The sequence below is a fragment of the Vibrio sp. Vb0349 genome (assembly GCF_033338975.1).
The window spans coordinates 1-1,130 of record NZ_JAWOTS010000368.1 but is presented as its reverse complement, the minus strand read 5'-3'; the positions used below and the strand labels follow the sequence as shown (position 1 = coordinate 1,130).

Here is a 1,130-nt window from a genome sequence, read left to right as displayed (position 1 = left end):
GATAATAAGTTATTCAGCGATATCCAAAACACAAAAAAGGAGGCCTTAGCCTCCTTTCAAAACAATGAATGTTGGGGATTAACCGTGGTTACGAATCCACTCATCCATTTCAGTTTTTAGGTTATCAGACTTAGTACCGAAGATAGCCTGAACACCACCTGCAACAACTACAACACCAGCAGCGCCAAGTTGTTTTAGTTTGTCTTGGTCAACCGCAGCAGTATCTGCAACAGCAACACGTAGACGAGTGATACATGCGTCAATTGAAGTTAGGTTGTCATGACCACCTAGCGCTTTTAGGTATTGACGAGCTAGGTCACCACTTTTTGCTTCACCTGCTGGTGCTGCTGCTTGGCTATCATCATCTTCACGGCCTGGCGATTTTAGGTTAAACGCGCGGATTGCGAAGCTGAATGTGAAGAAGTAAAGAGCACCGAAGCCAAGACCCACTGCACCTAGTAGTAGAGGTTTAGTTGCTAGACCGTAGTTCAACAAGTAGTCAATTAGACCAGCAGAGAATGTGAAGCCGTGTAGCGTACCAAGCATGTTAGCAACAACTAGCGATAGACCAGTGAACACTGCGTGAATCGCGTATAGAGCAGGAGCTAGGAATACGAACATGAACTCTAGAGGCTCTGTGATACCAGTTAGGAATGAACAGAATGCAACAGAGAACAATGCACCACCAACTTGGCTACGTTTCTCAACAGGAGCCGCTAGGTACATAGCAAGTGCTGCACCTGGTAGACCAAACATCATTACTGGGAAGAAACCGTTCATGAATACACCAGCGCTCTTATCGCCGCCGAAGAAACGGTGTAGGTCACCAGATTTAACTGTTTCAGTTACTTCTTTAACAGTTGCTGTAATTTCTGGAGTTACTGAGTTAGCGAATTCAAATGTGTGAGTTTGACCAGCAACAAGAGTCTTAGCTAAAGCTGGGTCAACACAAAGTTGTTGTAGTGCAGGAAGAGCTTGACCAGCAGCTGTTGCGCCAGAAACTAGCACTTCTTGACAAGCACCCATACCAAACCAGAAGAAAGAGTTCAGTACGCGGCGTCGGGAAAGAGAGTAGATCTCGGGGGTCGCTAAACACCACACAAGCCAAAACAAAGCCAACTAAAGAGCCG

1 pseudogene is annotated in these 1,130 nt (G+C 45.9%); it reads right to left on the bottom strand.

Annotated features, from left to right (window positions below):
- Positions 1-78: 78 nt before the first annotated feature.
- Positions 79-1,053 (bottom strand): annotated as a pseudogene (locus R7Q47_RS25905) (PTS transporter subunit EIIC); the annotation flags it as partial.
- Positions 1,054-1,130 lie beyond the last annotated feature (77 nt).